Origin of the sequence: Bradyrhizobium huanghuaihaiense (assembly GCF_007830635.1) — a bacterium.
Lineage (GTDB): Bacteria > Pseudomonadota > Alphaproteobacteria > Rhizobiales > Xanthobacteraceae > Bradyrhizobium > Bradyrhizobium huanghuaihaiense.
Map to the genome: position 1 here is coordinate 621,889 of NZ_VLLA01000001.1, position 17,660 is coordinate 639,548.

14 protein-coding genes are annotated in these 17,660 nt (G+C 66.4%); 3 read left to right on the forward strand and 11 right to left on the reverse strand.

What is annotated here, in order from left to right:
• Positions 1–75: 75 nt before the first annotated feature.
• On the forward strand, positions 76–1,413 hold the full coding sequence (gene argG / locus IQ16_RS02945) for an argininosuccinate synthase (protein WP_018645140.1): 1,338 nt from the start codon (positions 76–78) through the stop codon (positions 1,411–1,413).
• Between the two features lie 298 nt (positions 1,414–1,711).
• Here the strand turns inward: argG and IQ16_RS02950 are convergent, their stop codons facing one another.
• The 10 genes from IQ16_RS02950 to sdhC form a co-directional block, all read right to left on the reverse strand.
• A complete protein-coding gene (locus IQ16_RS02950; protein ID WP_018645141.1) occupies positions 1,712–3,907 on the reverse strand; it encodes an OmpA family protein in 2,196 nt (731 codons plus the stop codon).
• A 187-nt stretch (positions 3,908–4,094) separates the two neighbouring features.
• Positions 4,095–4,337 carry a hypothetical protein gene (locus IQ16_RS02955; protein WP_026312326.1) on the reverse strand — a complete coding sequence of 81 codons (243 nt, stop codon included), beginning with the start codon at positions 4,335–4,337 and terminating at the stop codon, positions 4,095–4,097.
• An 84-nt stretch (positions 4,338–4,421) separates the two neighbouring features.
• On the reverse strand, positions 4,422–4,808 hold the full coding sequence (locus IQ16_RS02960) for a VOC family protein (RefSeq protein WP_018645143.1): 387 nt from the start codon (positions 4,806–4,808) through the stop codon (positions 4,422–4,424).
• A 25-nt stretch (positions 4,809–4,833) separates the two neighbouring features.
• Positions 4,834–5,658 (reverse strand): FkbM family methyltransferase, encoded by an 825-nt coding sequence (locus IQ16_RS02965; protein ID WP_026312327.1) that lies wholly within the window; start codon positions 5,656–5,658, stop codon positions 4,834–4,836.
• A gap of 171 nt (positions 5,659–5,829) precedes the next feature.
• The gene (locus IQ16_RS02970) at positions 5,830–7,785 is read right to left on the reverse strand and encodes an ABC transporter ATP-binding protein/permease (protein WP_018645145.1); all 1,956 of its coding nucleotides are present in this window, start codon (positions 7,783–7,785) and stop codon (positions 5,830–5,832) included.
• A gap of 51 nt (positions 7,786–7,836) precedes the next feature.
• A complete protein-coding gene (locus IQ16_RS02975) occupies positions 7,837–9,990 on the reverse strand; it encodes a hybrid sensor histidine kinase/response regulator (RefSeq protein ID WP_018645146.1) in 2,154 nt (717 codons plus the stop codon).
• Between the two features lie 190 nt (positions 9,991–10,180).
• Complete coding sequence (locus IQ16_RS02980) at positions 10,181–10,963, reverse strand: succinate dehydrogenase iron-sulfur subunit (protein WP_018645147.1); 783 nt, start codon at positions 10,961–10,963, stop codon at positions 10,181–10,183.
• Positions 10,964–10,987: 24 nt separating this feature from the next.
• Positions 10,988–12,823, reverse strand: coding sequence for a succinate dehydrogenase flavoprotein subunit (gene sdhA, locus IQ16_RS02985; RefSeq protein ID WP_018645148.1), 1,836 nt, complete (start codon positions 12,821–12,823; stop codon positions 10,988–10,990).
• Between the two features lie 3 nt (positions 12,824–12,826).
• A complete protein-coding gene (sdhD, locus tag IQ16_RS02990; protein WP_018645149.1) occupies positions 12,827–13,231 on the reverse strand; it encodes a succinate dehydrogenase, hydrophobic membrane anchor protein in 405 nt (134 codons plus the stop codon).
• The gene (gene sdhC / locus IQ16_RS02995; protein WP_018645150.1) at positions 13,228–13,626 is read right to left on the reverse strand and encodes a succinate dehydrogenase, cytochrome b556 subunit; all 399 of its coding nucleotides are present in this window, start codon (positions 13,624–13,626) and stop codon (positions 13,228–13,230) included. The genes sdhD and sdhC overlap by 4 nt, the downstream gene beginning before the upstream one ends.
• Before the next feature lie 509 nt (positions 13,627–14,135).
• Between sdhC and IQ16_RS03000 the strand changes: the two genes are divergently transcribed.
• Positions 14,136–14,996, forward strand: coding sequence for a sulfite exporter TauE/SafE family protein (locus IQ16_RS03000; protein ID WP_018645151.1), 861 nt, complete (start codon positions 14,136–14,138; stop codon positions 14,994–14,996).
• Between the two features lie 122 nt (positions 14,997–15,118).
• On the opposite strand, the gene IQ16_RS03005 is transcribed toward IQ16_RS03000, so the two are convergent.
• Positions 15,119–16,648: a malonate--CoA ligase gene (locus IQ16_RS03005; RefSeq protein ID WP_018645152.1), complete on the reverse strand. Its 1,530-nt coding sequence runs from the start codon at positions 16,646–16,648 to the stop codon at positions 15,119–15,121.
• Between the two features lie 95 nt (positions 16,649–16,743).
• On the opposite strand from IQ16_RS03005, the gene IQ16_RS03010 reads away from it, so the two are divergent.
• Entirely contained in the window at positions 16,744–17,505 is a 762-nt protein-coding gene (locus IQ16_RS03010) for an SDR family oxidoreductase (protein ID WP_018645153.1), read from the forward strand.
• Positions 17,506–17,660 lie beyond the last annotated feature (155 nt).

The following is a 17,660-nucleotide window of genomic DNA, read 5'->3' on the forward strand; positions in this document are numbered from 1 at the left end:
GCCCCGCGAAATTTGATATTCGCGCGGTCAAGTTCGCCCCTGACATCAGCCCCTTGAGACCCGATTGGAAGCCCCATGACCACGATCCTGAAAAGCCTGCCCAAGGGTGAGAAAGTCGGCATCGCTTTTTCGGGCGGTCTCGACACCAGCGCGGCGCTGCTCTGGATGAAGCAGAAGGGCGCGCGCTGCTACGCCTACACCGCCAATCTCGGCCAGCCGGACGAGGCCGACTACAACGAGATCCCGCGCAAGGCGATGGAGTTCGGCGCCGAGAACGCGCGCCTCGTCGATTGCCGCACGCAGCTGGTCCACGAAGGCATCGCCGCGATCCAGTCCGGCGCCTTCCACATCTCGACCGGCGGCATCACCTATTTCAACACCACGCCGCTCGGGCGTGCGGTCACCGGCACGATGCTGGTCGCGGCGATGAAGGAAGACGGCGTCAACATCTGGGGCGACGGCTCGACCTTCAAGGGCAACGACATCGAGCGCTTCTACCGCTACGGCCTGCTCACCAATCCAGGCCTGAAGATCTACAAGCCCTGGCTCGACCAGCAGTTCATCGACGAGCTCGGCGGCCGCGCCGAGATGTCGGCGTTCATGTCCGCGCAGGGCTTCGCCTACAAGATGAGCGCCGAGAAGGCGTACTCGACCGACAGCAACCTGCTCGGTGCCACGCACGAAGCCAAGGATCTCGAAAGCCTCGACAGCGGCATCAAGATCGTCAACCCGATCATGGGCGTGCCGTTCTGGCGCGACGATTGCGCCGTCAAGGCCGAGAAGGTCGTGGTGCGTTTCGACGAAGGCCAGCCGGTCGCGCTGAACGGCCAGACCTTCTCCGATCCCGTCGCGCTGTTCCTCGAAGCCAACGCGATCGGCGGCCGTCACGGTCTCGGCATGAGCGACCAGATCGAGAACCGCATCATCGAGGCCAAGAGCCGCGGCATCTACGAGGCGCCGGGCATGGCGCTGTTGCACATCGCCTATGAGCGGCTCGTCACCGGCATCCACAACGAGGACACCATCGAGCAGTACCGCATCAGCGGCATGCGTCTCGGCCGACTGCTCTATCAGGGTCGCTGGTTCGATTCGCAGGCCCTGATGCTGCGCGAGACCGCGCAGCGCTGGGTCGCGCGCGCCGTTACCGGAGAGGTCACGCTCGAGCTGCGCCGCGGCAACGACTATTCGATCCTCAACACCGAGAGCCCCAACCTCACCTATGCGCCGGAACGGCTCAGCATGGAGAAGGTCGAGGACGCCGCCTTCACGCCGGCCGATCGCATCGGCCAGCTCACCATGCGCAATCTCGACATCGCCGACACGCGGACGAAGCTCGGTCTCTATTCGAAGACCGGTTTGCTCTCGGGCAGCGAAGGCTCGCAGATCTTCAAGCTCGAAAGCGACAAGGGCTGAGGCTCTAGTAGCCCGGATGAGCGAAGCGATATCCGGGACTTTCTCGCCAAATGGATAGACCCCGGATGTCGCTTCGCTCATCCGGGCTACAAGCGATAGAGAGCGACAAGGGCTAGTGCCGTAGGGTGGGCAAAGCGAAGCGTGCCCACCATCCTTCTACGACCGAGATGATTGGTGGGCATGGCGCTCACGCGCCTTTGCCCACCCTACGACTGCGCGATATGCCGCAACGTCGCGTGTAACAACGAAAACAAAAATGGCCGGGATCGCTCCCGGCCATTTGCATTTGTGTGTGCCGTTACCGCGGCGGCGCGGTGCCGGGAGGGGGCGGCGGCAGGGAGGCCTGGCCGCCGTTGAGCAGCGGCGTGATGCGGCGGACCGTGACGCGCCGGTTGATCAGGCTCGGTCCCTGCGTCTGCTCCTTCAGGTACTGCTCGCCATAGCCCTGCGACGTCAGGTTCTCCGCGGGCACATTGAACTGCTGCGTCAGCAATTCGGCCGCGGATTGCGCCCGGCGATCCGACAGCGACAGATTGTCGACCTCGTTGCCGACCGCGTCGGTGTGGCCCTCGATCAGGAACACCTCGCGCGGGTTGCGCTGAATCGCCTGGTTGAGGCCGTCGGCGATCACCTGCAGCCGGGCCGCCTGGTCCGGCGGGATGGTCCACGATCCCGTCTCGAAGTTGATCGTGTTGACGTCGATGCTCGGCATCTGCATGCGAACATTCGGGCTGTAGCGGATCTCGTCGAGCGAGTAACGGCGATCGATCCGCTGCACGGGCGGTGCCTGCATCGTCGCGTAGATCACGTCCGGCGACGCCTCCTGCGCGTCGACGATGTAGCGATCGTAGGGGATGTTCACGACCGGCGGCGGCACGTCGACATAGAAGCCGCCGACCGACCGCGGATCGCGGTAGCTGTTGTCGATGATGACGATCTCGCGCCCGCCGGGATCCCTGCGGATTCGTCGCAGCAGCGAACCGTCCGGGCCGACCACGGTGATCACCTCGCTGCCATCGGGACGGATCACGACGGTGCGGGTTTCGCCGCCGACAGTGTCGGTGCGGATATCGCGGGCGCCGTAGCGGAAGCGATAGAGATCGTTGCCGCGGACATAGGCCTGCCCGCCGGGATCGCGGATGATGATGCGGTCCGGCTCGTTGTAGATGGTGCGGCCGCCTTCGACGACCTCGCGCCGCTGGTTGTGGAGGTCGGCGATGGTCGCGCCGATCACCGCACCGGCTACCACGCCCGCACCGATCGCGAGCGGCGTCAGGTCACGCTGCGGCGGGCGCGGCGGCGGCGGCAAGGGTGCTGCGACCGTTGGCGCGGCCTGGAAGGCCGGCGCAACCGTGGGCGGACGGTATTGGGCCCGGTTGGGCGGTGGCGTAGCAGCCGCGGAGCCGGGGACGACCGTCGGAGCTGCAGCGCCGGCAGGCGCCGCGGGCCGGGCCGGCAGGGCGCCGGCCTGGGGCGGCGCAGCCGGAGTTCCGGCAGCGGGTGCGCCGGCAGGAGGCGTTCCACCCTGTTGGCCAGGAGTTGGCGTCGCCGTCGGGGCTGGAGTCGCGCCGGGAGCTGGGGTCGTGCCGGGAGCCGGAGTCGCCGATCCCGGACGTCCGGCCGGCGGCGCAGCGGCGCCACCGGGGGCCGGCGTTGCCGTTGGAGCGGGCGTAGCACCGGGGGCTGGCGTTCCCGCCGCCGGAGGCGCGCCGGGACGGGCGCCGGGCGGCGGTGCGCCGGGGCGGCCAGCCGGTGGTGCGCCGGGCGTGCTGCCCGGAGCCGGCGTTGCGGTCGGCGCAGGTGTCGCGGTCGGTGCGGGTGTTGCAGTCGGAGCAGGAGTGGCTGCCGGCGCAGGCGAGCCCGGGCGGGCCGCAGGTGCACCGGTTGAAGGGGCCGCGGGCGTTGCCGTAGGCGCGGGCCGCACCGAGGGTGCCGCTGCAGGAGGCGGCGGAGGAGTTGGAGTCGGGTGCGCGGCAGCCGGAGGCTGTGCCGGCGGCGTCGGTCGTGCTGCAGGTGGGGCCGGAGGCGGTGCCGGCGGTGTTGGCGCCGGACGTGCCGCGGGCGGCGCTGGCGGCGGCGGTGTCGGGGCGTGCTGCTGCGGCGCCGCGGCCGGAGGCGGCGACGGCTGCTTCGGAGCGGCAGGCGGCGGGGGTGGCGGCGGCGGAGCCGGACGGGCCGCAGGAGGCGGCGGCGGTGGAGGCGGTGCTGCCGGTCGCGGCGGCGCGGCAGCCGGCGGAGGCGCAGCGGGCGGGTGGGGCGGAGCCGCGGCGGGCGGCGGTGCGGCCGGGCGCGCGGGAGCGGCAGGCGGCGTGGCCGCAGGCGGGCCCTTGGGCGGCTGCTTCGGTTTTCCGTCAGGGCCGGTCTCTTGCGACGGAGCCGGCTGCGCCTGCGCGACCACGAGCGGCGAAGCGCTTTGCGCATGCGATGCAGTGTTGGCCAATTGCATCGCGGTGAGAGCCGTCGTCGCAAGCAGCACGAAACGAAGGTTGGTCATGGTGGTGAACTTCCCCGGAAGGTTCTTTGACGAAGTGGTTGGGATGAACAGCTACGCGTTAGGCCGCATTGTGGCGGGCGAAGCGGTCGCGGCCCGATTTATTTCTGCACGCAAATCATCTCACTATGGCGACGTTCATTGCGCATTCAGACGCTCCTTGCAATCGCCTCACATGTGATGCTTCGCCTCATATGCGATTGCGCGGCGGCATTGCGTCCGTCGCAGGATTGGGCGTGAGCGGACCGTTCGGCCCGCGCGATGGAATCTCCTCTGGCACGTGGCCCGGCAGTTCGTCGGGCCGCGGTGATTCGCCGGGCTCGCGCACCGGCGGCGTGATATCGGGTTGCGGATTGCCCGGCGGAATTCCCGGCGGCGGCTCGGTCGGAGTGCCCGGTGTCGACGGTGGAATCTCGGGCGGTTCGATCGGCATCGGCATCATCGAGATCGTTGTCCAGAGAACGATAACGACGATGCCGTGCCGATGTTCCGCCTCGCATCGTTTCGAACTGCGCCCCTATGCGGGCAGATGGCAGACGGCCTCGATGTTGTGGCCATCGGGATCGAGCACGAACGCGCCATAATAGTTCGCGTGATAATGCGGACGGAGCCCGGGCGGCCCGTTGTCGCGTCCTCCGGCTGCCATCGCCGCCTTGTAGAAGGCATCCACGGTGGCGCGGTCCTTGGCGGCGATCGCAATATGCACCGGCTTGTTCATCGCGCCTTCGCCGCCGAACCATAAATCCGGCTTGCCGTCGGCGCCGAAGCCGGCCGCCGCGGCATGACCGGTCTGCTCCGCTGTGACCTCCATGATCAGGCCGTAGCCGAGCGGAGCCAGCGCCTTCGCATAGAACGCTTTCGCGCGCTCGTAATCGGAGACAGAGAAACCCAGATGGTCGATCATCGCTAACCTCCGTTGCTCGTCCCTGTCAGCGTGACAGGAACGTATTGCTTCGTGTCTTGCGCGCGACCGTAAAGCCGCGCGCGACCATGTCGGCAATACAATCCTGCTGCCATTCGTTTTGTGACAGATGTTCGATCACCACCGCGCGCGGCCACAGCGATTGCGGTGCGTCGCGGAAGAAGCCGATCAGCACGCGGTCTTCAAAGCCCTCGACGTCGATCTTGAGCGAATCGACTTGGCCGACGCCGGCCTCATCGAGAATGCGCGTCAAGCGCAGCGACGGTACCTTGATGGCGTCAGCGCTCGCGGTGCCGGTCACGACATGCGTCGCGCCGAGATTGCCGCCGCCGCTCTCGATCATCAGCTCGCCGTCGCTGTCGCCCGCGGCGGCCTGGACCAGGCGCACCTGCGTCGCCTGCGATGCGGCGTGGTTGAAGGAGAGCCGTCCGAAGGTCAGCGGATGCGGCTCGATCGCGACCACCTTGCCTTCCGTGCCGACCTGCCGCGCCATCACCAGTGCAAACGTGCCGACATTGGCGCCGACGTCGACGAACACGCCGCCCGCAGGGGTGTGCTGGCGCAGGAAGTCGAGCTCGTCGAGATTGTAGTCGGGATTGAACAGGGCGCCGCGCTCGGTCGCGCTGCCCTGATGATAGAAGCGGAACGAGGCGCCCTGATACTGAACGTCGATCGGCCCGCCGCGCAGCAGATTGACCAGCCGCGACAGCCAGGGCCGGAACGCGCCGCGCTTCAGCCCCGATCGTGTCGCGAGGCGGATGATCGCGGCCTGCGCCGCATTCGGCGCAAACGCGCCGAACGGCGCGGACGAAGGGGCATTGTCGGGCGTCAAGCAGCAGGTCCTCGTTGCAGGCGGCGCATGCATAGCCGGTTTTGGCGGGGACTCCAATCTTCACGAAAGGTCCGTAGCCCGGATGGAGCGCAGCGAAATCCGGGATTCTCGCCGCACGGATGGACTTTCCCGGATTGCGCTTCGCTCCATCCGGGCTACAGGCCGCGCGCCTCACGCCGCCTGCTTCGCCGCCTTGCGCTGCCTCAGGAATCGCCCGAGCAGCCTGCGCCGGCCCTTGCGCGGAATCAGGTCGACGTCGCTGACGAGCTTGGCGCCGCCCTTGCGGCGCTCCAGCACGATCTTGCGGCTGTGAAAAGCTTCCAGCTCGACGCGATGCGCGACGCTGACGATGGTTGCCCTCGGCAGCTCGTCGGTGACCATCTTCATCATCTTGTCCTGACTCTTTTCGTCGAGCGCCGAGGTCGCTTCATCGAGCACGACAATGTCGGGCATGTGCAGCAGCAGCCGCGCGAAGGCGAGGCGCTGCTTCTCGCCGCCCGACAGCGTCTGGTCCCACGGGCCCTCCTCCTCGATCTTCTCCTTGAGATGGTCGAGGCCGACCTTGTGCAGGGCCTCCCCGATCTCCCCGATGGTCCAATCCTCTTCGGCCCCGGGATAGGCGACGGCGCGGCGCAGCGATCCCGAGGGCACGTAGGGCCGCTGCGGCAGCATGAACAGCCGACGGTCGGGATGGAAGTTGACGCTGCCGCCGCCCCACGGCCATAGCCCCGCGATGGCGCGCACCAGCGTGCTCTTGCCGGTGCCGGATTCGCCGGCGACCAGCAGCCGCTCGCCGGGCTCGATCACCACCTCGGTCTCACCGACCACCGCGGTGCCGTCGTCGAGTGTGACGGAGAGATCATGCAGCTCCAGCATCGCCTCGTTGCGCGTCTCGCCGCGCTGGATGCGGCCGAGGCCGTCGCCCTGCTCGGCGCGTTCGAGGCCGTCGAGCGACATCATCAGCGAGGCGATGCGGCGCGCGCAGGCGTTCCAGTCGGCGAGCCGCGGATAATTGTCGACCAGCCAGCCGAACGCACTCTGCACGATGGTGAAGGCGGAGGCCGCCTGCATCACCTGCCCCAGCGTCATGCTGCCGTCGAGGAATTTTGGCGCGCAGAGCAGCAGCGGCACGACCGGTGCGACGAGGCCCGATCCCTGCGACACCAGCGTGGTGCGCATGTGCTGACCGGCGAGCCGCGCCCATTGCCGCAAGACGCTGGTGAAATTGCGGTCGAGGCCGTCGCGCTCCTCCTCTTCGCCGCCGAGCAGTGCGATGCTTTCGCCGTTCTCGCGCACGCGTGTCAGCGTGTAGCGGAAATCGGCCTCGGCCTGGTTCTTGTCCTCCGAGACCTGCACGAAGCGCCGTCCGATCACCACGATCGAGCCGGATGCGATCGCGGCGTAGAGGATGGCGGCGATCACGAGGAAGCCGGGAATGGTCACCGATGAGCCGCCGAGCGTGACGGTGAGCGCGCCGCCGATGGTCCAGAGCACGACGATGAAGGTCGCGGCCGACAGCAGCGCCGAGGTGACGCCGGCGAGGAAATCGACCGGCGCATCGGTCGCGATGCGTAAGTCTTCCGCGATCCGGTATTCCGGATTCTGGTGGTCGCCACCGACGAGGTTGAGCTGGTAGTAGCGCCCGTTCGTGAGCCAGCGCGTCAGCACGCTGCTGGTGAGCCAGGCCCGCCAGCGCCGCTGGATGCCCATGCGTGCGAACACCTGCGCCACGCCGAGCACGATGCTGCCGATCGCGAGCGGGAAGAACAGTGCGGTGAGATGGAAGACGCTCGTCGCGTCGCGCTTCTCGATCGCGTCGAAGATCGCGCGATTCCAGACATTGATGCCGTATTGAAACCCGACAGTGAGGATGATCAGCGCGCCGAGGCCGATCGAGAACGGCCAGGCGAGGCGGTCGCCGTTGCGGCCCCAGAAGCCGCGCGCGCTGATCCAGAAGCGGGTCAGCAGATAATCCTTGCGGGCCTGCTCGGCCTCTTCGGGAGAGAGTTCGGGATCGGGCTCGAGCACCTCGGGCGGCGGCGGAGCCACCTCGTCGCCGTTCTCGCCTTTGATCTCGACAATGGGTGGCGTCTTGCCCTGGTCGCGCTTCCCGGCTGGCTTTTGCATGGCCGGATAACGCGAGACAAATCAGCCGGTTCCGGTCGGTTCCCGAATACCCTATTCGGCGGCGCCGTCGCGCACCCGCCGCAGCCGCGCAGCCCGGTGCAGCACGCGCGACAACTCCTCGATCGAATAGGGCTTTTGCACGAGGTCGAAGCCGAGGCTGCCTTCCTGCGACAGCGCCTGGCTGTAGCCGGTGGTCAGCACGACCGGCACCTTGATGCCGCGATCGCGGATCGCCCGCGCCAGATCGAGCCCGGTCATGCCGGGCATCACGATGTCGGAGAACACGACATCGAAACGGTCCGCGTCCACGACGAGCTCGGCCAGCGCATCGGCGGCATTGTCGATCAGCGTGATGCTGTAGCCGAGCGCGGTGAGGCCATCGGCGGCGAAATTGGCGAGCTCGATATTGTCCTCGACCAGCAGCACCGACATGCCGCTGCCGGCCACCGCAGGCGCGGTGTTCGGCGCCTGCTGCTGCGGCAAGAGGTCCGCGGGCACGCGTGGGAGATAGAGCGAGAAGGTGCTGCCCTGGCCGACTTCGCTCGTCACCGTCACCTCGCCGCCGGATTGCCGGGCGAAACCGAACACTTGGGACAGGCCGAGACCCGTGCCGTGGCCGACCTGCTTGGTGGTGAAGAACGGCTCGAAGATCCGTCCGAGCCGCGCGGGTGGAATGCCGACGCCGGTGTCGCTGACGATCACGCCGACGAAGCCGAGGTGTCCCGGGATATGACTGTGCGAGACCTGCGCCAGCGTGTCGGGAATGGTCGCCGCCCTCTCGACGGTGAAGCTGATCCTGCCCTTGCCCTGCATGGCATCGCGCGCATTGGTCGCCATGTTGATCAGCGCGGTCTCGAACTGGCTGGCGTCGGCATTGACGAGACACGGCTCCGCCGGCAGCCGCATCGCGATCTCGATGGCCGGCCCGAGCAGCGTGGCGAGCATGTCGTGCAGCGACTGCAGCCGCTCGCCGACGTCGAACACTTCCGGCTTCAGGGTCTGGCGCCGCGCGAAGGCCAGCAGCTGCGAGGTCAGCTTGGCCGCGCGCGCCACCGCGTCCGCGATCGCCGTGATGTAGCGCTGCCGTCGCTCTTCGCTCAGCTGCGGGCGGTTCAACAGATCGACCGAGGCGCGGATCACGGTCAGCAGGTTGTTGAAGTCGTGGGCGACGCCGCCGGTGAGCTGGCCGAGCGCTTCCAGGCGCTGGCTGTGCTTGAGCGCTTCCTCGGCCTCGCGCCGCCTTGCGGCTTCCATCTGCAGATGCTGGGTGCGCCGGAAGGCGAATGCCAGCAGCAGGAACAGCAGCGCGGTGGCGGGAACGCCGAACACCAGATGCTGCCCGATGGTGGCGTACCAGCGCGCGCGGATCGCCGACGTCTCGAAGCCGGCGCTGACATAGATCGGATATTCGGCGACGCGCCTGTAGCCGATGCGGCGCTCGATCCCGTCCGAGGGCCAGGCGATGGTCATGAGCCCCTGCGCGGGGTGCGCGGCGATCTCGCGGCCGACCGGTCCGCCCGGATCGAGCCGGAGGTCGCGGTCGAGCCGCGGGAAATGCGCCAGCACCACGCCGTCGGTGCGACCCATCGCGAAGAAGCTGCCGCGGTCCGAGCCGATCCTGGCATAGAAGCTCTCGAAATATTCCGGCAGCACGGAGGCCTGGATCACACCGATGAAGCTGCCGTCATCGGCGTCGCGGCGGCGGCTCATGCTGAAAAAGCGCGCGCCCTGATACGGCGGCCGCGGCGTCAGCGGCATGCCGATGAAGGTGCCGATGGTCTGGTCGACATGGACGTAAAAATAGTCGCGGTCCGAAAAGCCCAACTGGGGCGGCGGCGAAACGAGGCTGTTGACCAGCGCCTTTCCGTCCGCGTCGAAGATCCAGGCCGATTTCAGCTGCGGCAGCGAATCGGTCAGCCGCCTCAGCCGGCGGTGCAGCACCCCTTCGCGCGCGCGGATGACATCGTCGGGAAGGCCGCGCACCACCTCGTTGAGCTCGGACAGGCTGCGGTCGATGGTCTCGAACACCTTGAGCGCATGCTCATGCGCCACATCGAGCGTGCGCTCGATCTCGCGGTCGGCGATGTCCCTGGTCGAAGTGTAGGAGATCGTGGAGGCGATCGCGAACAGCGCAATCGGCAGCGCCAGGGATGCAACCATCATCCACTGCAAAAGCCTCAGCGAATTGCGTTGCGCTCCCTGCACGGTCGCTCCGGTCCCTGGACCGAAGAGCTTACTTGAATTTCCCGCCGGGAAGGAAGCGGCTTGTCGCCATAATCTTGGGTTGTATTCTGTCGAATCGCCCGCCACGCGCGTTGTGGCAAATTCTACTCAAACTGGCGCCGATCGTAGAATGCCCCGGCCGCAATGGCCGGGGGCCATGGCATGAACGATGCTAGATCTGCCGCTCGACCATCTTGAGCTTGAGCTCGGCGATGGCTTCCGCCGGGTTGAGGCCCTTCGGGCACGCCTTGGCGCAATTCATGATGGTGTGGCAGCGGTAGAGCCGGAACGGATCCTCGAGATTATCGAGGCGCTCGCCGGTGGCCTCGTCGCGGGAATCGGAGACCCAGCGGTTGGCCTGCAGCAGCGCGGCGGGACCGAGATAGCGGTCGCTGTTCCACCAATAGCTCGGGCACGAGGTCGAGCAGCAGGCGCACAGGATGCACTCGTAGAGGCCGTCGAGCTTCTCGCGATCCTCGTGGCTCTGGCGCCATTCCTTCTGCGGCGTCGGCGAGGTCGTCTTCAGCCACGGCTCGACCGAGGCGTACTGCGCGTAGAAGTTCGTCAGGTCGGGGACGAGGTCCTTGACGACCGGCTGGTGCGGCAGCGGGTTGATCTTGACCGCGCCGTCCTTGACGTCGTGCATCGAGCGGGTGCAGGCCAGCGTGTTCTGGCCGTCGATGTTCATGGCGCAGGAGCCGCAGACGCCTTCGCGGCAGGAGCGGCGGAAGGTCAGCGACGGGTCGATGTGGTTCTTGATCCAGATCAGGCCGTCCAGCACCATCGGGCCGCAATCATGGGTGTCGACGTAATAGGTGTCGACGCTCGGATTCTTGCCGTCGTCAGGATTCCAGCGATAGACCTTGAACTCGCGGAGCTCGGTCGCGCCCGCAGGCTTCGGCCAGGTCTTGCCGCCGGTGATCTTGGAGTTCTTCGGAAGTGCGAATTCAACCATTTCGATAGGGCCTTCGCTGTTCGATCAGTACACGCGCGCCTTCGGCGGGATGTACTGCACGTCGTTGGTCATGGTGTAGTTGTGAACCGGGCGATACTCGATCTTGACCTTGCCGGCATCGTCCAGCCAGGCCAGCGTGTGCTTCATCCAGTTCTTGTCGTCGCGCTCGGAGAAGTCCTCGCGGGCATGTGCGCCGCGGCTCTCGGTGCGGTTGGCGGCCGAGTTCATCGTCACCACCGCCTGCGAGATCAGATTGTCGAACTCCAGCGTCTCGACGAGGTCCGAATTCCACACCAGCGAGCGGTCGGACACGGCGATGTCGGTGATGCCGCTGTGGACCTTCTCAATCAGGTTCTGGCCTTCGCTCAGGACTTCGCCGGTGCGGAACACGGCGCAGTTGTTCTGCATCACGTGCTGCATGCCTTCGCGCAGCTTCGCGGTCGGCGTGCCGCCGGAGGCGTAGCGATAATGGTCGAGGCGGCCGAGCGCGAGCTCGGCCGAGTTCGCCGGCAGCTCCGGCTGCTTGGCGTTGGGCGTGAGCTTCTCGGCGAGGCGGAGCGCGGCGGCGCGGCCGAACACGACGAGGTCGATCAGCGAGTTGGAGCCGAGGCGGTTGGCTCCGTGCACGGAGACGCAGGCGGCTTCGCCGATCGCCATCAGACCCGGAATGATGGCGTTGTCGTCGCCGTCCTTCTTGGTCAGCACTTCGCCGTGATAATTCGTCGGGATGCCGCCCATGTTGTAGTGCACGGTCGGCACGATCGGGATCGGCTCGCGCGTCACGTCGACATTGGCGAAGATCTTGGCGGATTCGGAGATGCCCGGCAGGCGCTCGGCGAGCACCGCGGGATCGAGATGGTCGAGATGAAGGAAGATGTGGTCCTTCTTCTTGCCGACGCCGCGTCCCTCGCGGATCTCGATGGTCATCGCGCGCGAGACGACGTCGCGCGAGGCCAGATCCTTCGCTGAAGGCGCGTAGCGCTCCATGAAGCGCTCGCCCTCGGAGTTGACGAGATAGCCGCCTTCGCCGCGGGCGCCCTCGGTGACGAGACAGCCCGAGCCGTAGATGCCGGTCGGGTGGAACTGCACGAACTCCATGTCCTGCATCGGCAGGCCGGCGCGCAGCACCATGCCGCCGCCGTCGCCGGTGCAGGTGTGCGCCGAGGTGCAGGAGGCGTAGGCGCGGCCGTAGCCGCCGGTGGCGAGAATCACGGTCTGGGCGCGGAAGCGGTGCAGCGTGCCGTCGTCGAGCTTGAGCGCGATGACGCCGCGGCAGGTGCCCTGGTCGTCCATGATCAGGTCGATGGCGAAGAACTCGATGAAGAACTCGGCCGCGTGGCGCAGCGACTGGCCGTACATCGTGTGCAGCATGGCGTGGCCGGTGCGGTCGGCGGCGGCGCAGGTGCGCTGCGCCTGGCTCTTGCCGAACTCGGTGGTCATGCCGCCGAACGGACGCTGGTAGATCTTGCCGTCCTCGGTGCGCGAGAACGGCACGCCCCAATGCTCGAGCTCGTAGACCGCGTCGGGCGCGTTGCGCACCATGTATTCGATCGCGTCCTGGTCGCCGAGCCAGTCCGACCCCTTCACGGTGTCGTACATGTGCCAGCGCCAGTCGTCCTTGTGCATGTTGCCGAGCGAAGCCGAGATGCCGCCCTGCGCCGCGACCGTGTGCGAGCGGGTCGGAAACACTTTTGTGATGCAGGCGGTGCGGAGGCCGGCCTCGCCGCAGCCGACCACGGCGCGCAGGCCTGCGCCGCCGGCACCGACCACGACGACGTCATAGGTGTGGTCTTCGATCGGATAGGCTTTGCCGTTGGTGGCGGGAGCGCTGTTGCCCGTGCCATTGGTCGCATTGGCCATGGGTTACACTCCGGATGACAGTTGGAGAATCGCGTAGATCGAGGCGAGTGCGACCGCGATCGAGAAGAAATTGTTGAGCATGATCGCGGTGAGCTTCAGCTTCTCGTTGTGAACGTAGTCCTCGATCACGACCTGCATGCCGATCTTCATGTGCCAGGCGCTGGCGACGATGAAGAGCATCATGATGACGGCGATCGGCAACGAGCCGAGGATCTGCTTGGCGCCGGCCTGGTTGCGGCCGAGCGTCATCATGATGATCACCAGCACCGGGATCATCAGCAGCGTCATCGCCACCGCCGTGAGGCGCTGGCGCCAGAAGTCGGACGTGCCGGAATGCGCGGCGCCGAGATTGCGGACGCGGCCGAGCGGGGTGCGCATGCTGCGCTTGGGCGAATCAGCTGTGCTCATCGTCCGCCTCCGATCGCGTAGGCGATGATCCAGATCAGCACCGTCAGGACGATGCCGCCGATCGCTGCGCCCCAGGTCAGCGCTTCGCGCTCATTGGCCTTGAAGCCGTAGCCGAGGTCCCAGACGAAGTGCCGGATGCCGCTCAGCATATGGTGCATCAGCGCCCAGGTGTAGCCGAACACGATCAGGCGGCCGATGATGCTGCCGGTGAAGGCCTGGACATGGGCATAGGCGGCGGGGCCGGAGGCCGCCGCGATCAGCCACCAGGCCAGCAGCAGGGTTCCGGCGTAGAGGGCGATACCGGTGGCGCGATGGACGATGGACAGCGCCATCGTCAGCGTCCAGCGGTAGACTTGCATGTGTGGTGAAAGCGGTCGTTCGATCCGTGCGGTCATGGGCTTTTGATGTTGTGTGGCGGCCCTTGAGGGCGCGCGCGGGGATCGCGAGAGGTCGGCTCTATTTACGGAGTCGATTTCGCCTGCGCAATCACCAAATCGCCATAAATCGAACGCCGGTTCAGCTCTACAGCCTTGATGAAACAAGGCCAATCAGGGGCTTGGTATACCAGACCCTCGGTCCGCCAATGAAGAACAGAACTTAAATTCACTGTTTCAGAAGGGGCCGGGCGCGTTGAAATTACTATTGGAACACCTCTAAACGGACCATGCCGTCCAAACCGGGCAGAGATCGGCCAAAGGCGTCGCCAGCCTTAATTCTCCCCGCGGCAAACCTCCTCCTCACGAGCCAATTTCATCCGCTCCGGATATGCGCACCCTGCATTCCACCCCAGCCGCGGGGCGCTGCGTGTCGACCGCGCGAATCAGATCGCTTACAGCTTGGCACGCAGCCAACTCCGGACGCACGTTTCGGAGGCGCTGCGACCAGTTCGCCGGGGCAGGTCAGGGTGATTGCAGGTCTTGATACCAGGGAGATCGTCGAGCTCGCACTGCTGCTGATCGCAACCGGCGCGCTGTCGGGATTCCTGGCCGGCGTGTTCGGCATCGGCGGCGGCGCTATCCTCGTGCCGGTGTTCTACGAATGCTTCCGCATCGCCGGCGTGCCGCTGGAGGTACGGATGCCGCTTTGCGTCGGCACCTCGCTCGCCGTGATCATCCCGACCTCGATCCGATCGTTCCAGGCGCATTACAAGCGCGGCGCCGTCGATATGTCGATCCTGCGCGCCTGGTGGCTGCCGATCGTGATCGGCGTCGTCTCGGGGAGCGTCGTCGCGCGCTACGCGCCGGAGCGGCTGTTCAAGATCGTGTTCGTCTGCGTCGCGTGGTCGGCCGCGGCGCGCCTCATCTTCGCGCGCGAGGGCTGGAAGTTCGGCGACGATCTGCCGAGGGGCCCGCTGATGCGCGTCTACGGCTTCTGCGTCGGCATTTTGTCGACCTTGATGGGCATCGGCGGCGGCCTGTTCTCGAATCTGCTGATGACCTTCTACAGCCGCCCGATCCACCAGGCGGTCGCGACCTCGTCGGCGCTTGCGGTGCTGATCTCGATCCCCGGCGCGCTCGGCTACATCTATGCCGGCTGGCCGGCGGCGGCGACCTATCCCGGCATTGCAGCGCTGCAGATCCCCTTCGCGCTCGGCTACGTCTCGCTGATCGGCGCCGTGCTGGTGATGCCGATGAGCCTCGTCACCGCGCCACTCGGTGTGAAAGCCGCGCATGCGATGTCGAAGCGGACGCTGGAGGCCGCGTTCGGGTGTTATCTGTTCATCGTCGGCAGCAGGTTCGTGATGAGCCTGGTGGGCGGGCAGTAAGGGCCGCACACTCCGTCATTGCGAGCGAAGCAAACCAATCCAGAATCTTTCCGCGGCGCCAGTCTGGATTGCTTCGTCGCAAGAGCTCCTCGCAATGACGAGGCGAGAGAGCGGGGCCCTTCTCACTTTTTCGCGTAAATATCCTTGTACGTATCCCGCAGCACGTTCTTCTGCACCTTGCCCATCGTGTTGCGCGGCAGCTCGTCGACGACGAACACCCGCTTGGGCATCTTGAATTTTGCCAAACGCCCATCGAGCGCCTTCAGCACCGAGGCTTCGCTGACGTCGGCGCCCTTGTTGCAGACCAGCACCGCGGTGACGCCCTCGCCGAAATCGGCATGCGGCACGCCGATCACGGCGGATTCCACCACGCCCGGCATGGCGTCGATCTCGCTCTCGATCTCCTTGGGGTAGACGTTGAAGCCGCCGGAGATCACGAGGTCCTTGCCGCGGCCGAGAATGTGGACGTAGCCCTTGTCGTCGATCTTGCCGAGGTCACCGGTGATGAAGAAGCCGTCGGGCCGGAATTCCGACTTGGTCTTCTCCGGCATGCGCCAGTAGCCCTTGAAGACGTTCGGGCCCTTCACCTCGATCATGCCGATCTCTTCGCGCGGCAATTCCTTGCCGGTCTCGGGTTCGGTGACGCGAACGGAGACGCCGGGAAGGGGGAAGCCGACTGCGCCGGGCACGCGTTCGCCGTCATACGGGTTCGACGTGTTCATGTTGGTTTCGGTCATGCCGTAGCGCTCGAGCACGGCATGGCCGGTGCGCGCCGACCATTCGCGATGGGTCTCGGCCAGCAGCGGCGCGGAGCCCGAGATGAACAGCCGCATGTGCTTGGTGGTCTCGTGCGACAGCGCCGCGTTCTGCAGCAGGCGGGTATAGAAGGTCGGCACGCCCATCAGCACCGTCGCGCGCGCCATCAGCTTGACGATGAGGTCCGGATCGAGCTTGGGCAGGAAGATCATCGACGCCCGTGAGAACAGCGTCACGTTGGTCGCCACGAACAGGCCGTGGGTGTGGTAGATCGGCAGCGCGTGGATCAAGACGTCCTTGTCGGTGAAGCGCCAGTAGCCGACCAGCGAGAGCGAGTTCGACGCGAGATTGTCGTGCGTCAGCATCGCGCCCTTGGAGCGGCCGGTGGTGCCCGAGGTGTAGAGGATCGCGGCGAGATCGTCGTTTTCGCGCGGCACCGTCGTGAACTCGCTGCTCGCCTTGCCCGCGGCCTCCGTCAGCGAGCCCTTGCCGTCAGCGCCGAGCGTTTCGACCTTGGCCTTCACCTTGGCGGCGATCGGCGCGAGCCCTTCCGCCTTGGAGGGATCGCAGACCACCAGCGACGGCTCGGCATCGCCGATGAAGTAGTCGAGCTCGTTCAGTGTATAGGCCGTGTTCAGCGGCAGATAGACCGCGCCGGCCCGCACGGTCGCCAGATACAGCACGATGTTGGCGACGGATTTCTCCACCTGCACCGCGACGCGGTCACCCGGCTTCACGCCGCGCGCAACCAGCACGTTCGCCATTTGGCCTGCCCGCGCGACCAGATCACCATAGCTGATATGGGCGCCGTCCTGCGTCTCGATCGCGAGGCGTTTGGGATCGTCGAGGCCGTCGAACAGGCGGGAAAACAGGTTGGCGTTGGCTGCGTGGTTCATGCAAGATTTCCTCGACCGCAAGACTGACAAGGCCGGTCAAAACCGAGGGCTGGATTAGCAAAAACCGCCCCAATGAAGCAACGGAGACAGTTTGCATGTCAAAAAACGGGAAACGCGTGGCCTGGGTGACGGGCGGCGGCAGCGGGATCGGGGAAGCCGGCGCCGAGGCGCTTGCTGCCGACGGCTGGACGGTGGTGGTCTCGGGCCGCCGCAAGGACGCCCTGGATACCGTGGTTGCGAAGATCACGGGGGCGGGCGGGGCAGCCGAGGCGATCGCGCTGGACGTGTCTGACGCCGCCGACGCCCAGAAGGCGGCAGATCAGATCGTCGCCAAGCACGGCCGCATCGACCTCCTGGTCAACAATGCCGGTATCAATGTTCCCAAGCGCAGCTGGCAGGACATGGAACAGGAGGGCTGGGACAAGCTGGTCCAGGTCAATCTCAACGGCGTGCTCTATTGCATGCGCGCGGTGCTGCCGACGATGCGCAAGCAGCAGGACGGATCGATCATCAACGTCTCCTCCTGGGCCGGCCGCCACGTCTCGAAGATGCCGGGCCCGGCCTACACCACCACCAAGCATGCGGTGCTGGCGCTGACCCATTCCTTCAACATGGACGAATGCGTCAACGGCCTGCGCGCCTGCTGCCTGATGCCGGGCGAGGTGGCGACACCGATCCTGAAGCTGCGCCCGGTGGTGCCGAGCGAGGCGGAGCAGGCCAGGATGCTGCAGCCCGAAGACCTCGGCCGCACCATCGCCTTCATCGCCTCGATGCCGCCGCGCGTCTGTATCAACGAGCTGCTGATCAGCCCGACGCATAATCGCGGATTCATCCAGACGCCGCTGAGCAGGGATTGATGGCGGGCGCACTGCCGAAACCGGCACAGTGCCGTAGGGTGGGCAAAGGCGCAAAGCGCCGTGCCCACCATCTCTCTCCGCATTTGTGCTTGGTGGGCACGCTGCGCTTTGCCCACCCTACGGCACCGTTTGCTTGGCGCACGCTCGCCCCCACG

Excerpts from the sequence above, each read along its gene's own strand:
- IQ16_RS03005 (WP_018645152.1), bottom strand. The coding sequence starts at position 16,648 with ATGAACCACGCAGCCAACGCCAACCTGTTTTCCCGCCTGTTCGACGGC.
- sdhC (WP_018645150.1), bottom strand. The coding sequence starts at position 13,626 with ATGACCGCACGGATCGAACGACCGCTTTCACCACACATGCAAGTCTAC.
- IQ16_RS02980 (WP_018645147.1), bottom strand. The coding sequence starts at position 10,963 with ATGGTTGAATTCGCACTTCCGAAGAACTCCAAGATCACCGGCGGCAAG.
- IQ16_RS02955 (WP_026312326.1), bottom strand. The coding sequence starts at position 4,337 with ATGCCGATCGAACCGCCCGAGATTCCACCGTCGACACCGGGCACTCCG.
- IQ16_RS03010 (WP_018645153.1), top strand. The coding sequence starts at position 16,744 with ATGTCAAAAAACGGGAAACGCGTGGCCTGGGTGACGGGCGGCGGCAGC.
- IQ16_RS02950 (WP_018645141.1), bottom strand. The coding sequence starts at position 3,907 with ATGACCAACCTTCGTTTCGTGCTGCTTGCGACGACGGCTCTCACCGCG.
- IQ16_RS02960 (WP_018645143.1), bottom strand. The coding sequence starts at position 4,808 with ATGATCGACCATCTGGGTTTCTCTGTCTCCGATTACGAGCGCGCGAAA.
- argG (WP_018645140.1), top strand. The coding sequence starts at position 76 with ATGACCACGATCCTGAAAAGCCTGCCCAAGGGTGAGAAAGTCGGCATC.
- IQ16_RS02970 (WP_018645145.1), bottom strand. The coding sequence starts at position 7,785 with ATGCAAAAGCCAGCCGGGAAGCGCGACCAGGGCAAGACGCCACCCATT.
- sdhA (WP_018645148.1), bottom strand. The coding sequence starts at position 12,823 with ATGGCCAATGCGACCAATGGCACGGGCAACAGCGCTCCCGCCACCAAC.
- sdhD (WP_018645149.1), bottom strand. The coding sequence starts at position 13,231 with ATGAGCACAGCTGATTCGCCCAAGCGCAGCATGCGCACCCCGCTCGGC.